Consider the following 1,997-nt stretch of genomic DNA (forward strand, 5'->3'; position numbering starts at 1 on the left):
GTGCCGCGTAAGCTCTGCTCGCCGCCGATCGCGCGTCGCGAGTGCAGTTTTAAAATTTAATCGGGCGGCTCGCAAGCCGAAAGAGCTCATCCAAACCGCCGGTGCGGCGCAAAACGGCAGCGATCCGCTTGCGAGCAAATAGCGATTTGTCCGCCGCGCGCAAATTTTAAAATCTGCTCGCATGGAGGCCGTATGCCTGGGTTGCGACACGAAGATCGCGCATAAATTTTGCTCCACGTCGACGCGCCCGCAAATTTTCTTTGAATTTGCCGCGCCGTACGAAGCACGCAGACTTGACCGCCGTTTTAAATTTGAGCGCACAAGCCGTAGGGAAACGGAGCGCAAAGCAGAATTTAGCGCCGTCTGCGCCGAAAATTTAAAATTCCCTGCTCGCTTACGATAGCTCACCGCTTTCGCAAAGCTCCGAAAATTTTAGCGCGACGCAAGCGCGGTTTTAAATTTAACGCAAGCCGTCCGCAAACGGAGCAAAAAAGTAAAATTTAGCGCCGTTCGCGCCTTAATATCGTCCGCGCCGCTTTACAAATTTTAAAATTTACCCAAATTTTAGGCCGGTCGCAAGTATGCACTCGCTGTGCCGCGACGGGCTAAATTTTAAGCCCCTTTTTCGCGGCGGCCTCGTCGCAAATGACGGAAAAGCTTAGGTTCATGATCTCGTCGTGCGACTTGATGAAATCGTTGAGCGCCCCGAGTTTTAGCGTCTCGATGCGCTTTAAATTTCGCTCGAACTCGCCGAATGCGTAGCCCTTGTAATACTCGCTCTGTGCGATCGCCGCGCGCTTAAACATCGTCTCTTTTTGCAGTACGGCGCTGCCGATTAGGAATTTTTTTGCGCTTTTTAGCTCCTCTTCGCTCACGCCAGATGCGATAAATTTTGCGATCTCCTCTTTTACGAGCGCGGCGGCGTTTTGCAAATTTTCATTTTTGGTCTGCAGATAGCCCCAAAACTCGCGGCGGCTAAGCTCGAAATCGCCGCGCGCATAGACCGAATACGCAAGGCCGTGCTTGACGCGGATGCGCTCCATCAGCCTGCTGCCGAAACCGCTGCTTCCGAGCACGAAAAGCGCGGTGTTTGCGATGAACTCCTGCTCCTTCGGTAGCGTAAAGGGCGCGCCGAAGTAGATGTAGGCCTGCTGCGTCTGCTCCTTTTGAATCTTTATCTTTTTCGCATCGCTCGGCGTGAAAAACGGTAGCTCGCGCTTTTCTCCGCTTGCAAAAAGGCTTAAAATTTCAGCAATTTTCGGGTTTTTATCGCTCACGTCGCCGCATAAAACGACGTATAAATTCTCTAAACTCAGCGAGGCGAAAAACTCCCGCACGTCCTTCATAGTGATCCGCTCTATGCTCGCCTCGTCGCCTATAAGCGGCCGCTCGAGCCGCGTGCGCGGATATAGAAGCGCTTTTAGGTTGCATGTCGCGATGTAATCAAACTCGCTTTTTAGCACGGCGATCTCGCCTATGGTTTGCATTTTTAGCTTTTCGAGCACCGAGGGCGTTAAATTTGGCTCACTAAGCAGCTCTCGTAGCATATCTAGGCCGAAATCGAAGTGCTCTTTTAGGCAGTTTAGCTGGATGCCGAAGGTCTCAAAATTGCTCGCGGCGCTGATCTCGACCGCGCGGATATCGAGCTTGCGGTGAAATTCGCTCACTCCTAGCGTCTTTGAGCCCTCGCCCAAAACGCCCGCGCAGATGCGCGCAAGGCCCAGGGTCTTCTCGCTCACCGCGCCGCTTGCTTTAAAAATTAACTTGAAGCTCGCCACCGGCAGCGAATCGTCGAACTGATACAAAAAGTCGATTTTAGCGCTCTTGCCGCCTTTGGTTTTAAGTGAAATCTCTTTTTTTTCCATCGTTTTCCTTTATAAAATTTTTAAATTTCATCACTTTTACAGGCGCGGTTTTAAAATTTTGACACAGCCGTGCCGCTTTTAAAATTTACGCCGGGGCTTGTTTTTGAAATTTCGCTAAAACGAGTTTTTAAA

General features: G+C 50.9%; 1 protein-coding gene. It reads right to left on the bottom strand.

Annotated features, from left to right (window positions below):
- Positions 1-605: 605 nt before the first annotated feature.
- Complete coding sequence (locus tag Q0256_RS04325) at positions 606-1,865, bottom strand: pitrilysin family protein (RefSeq protein ID WP_297960360.1); 1,260 nt, start codon at positions 1,863-1,865, stop codon at positions 606-608.
- Positions 1,866-1,997: the final 132 nt, after the last annotated feature.

The sequence above is a fragment of the uncultured Campylobacter sp. genome (assembly GCF_937949835.1).
GTDB lineage: Bacteria > Campylobacterota > Campylobacteria > Campylobacterales > Campylobacteraceae > Campylobacter_B.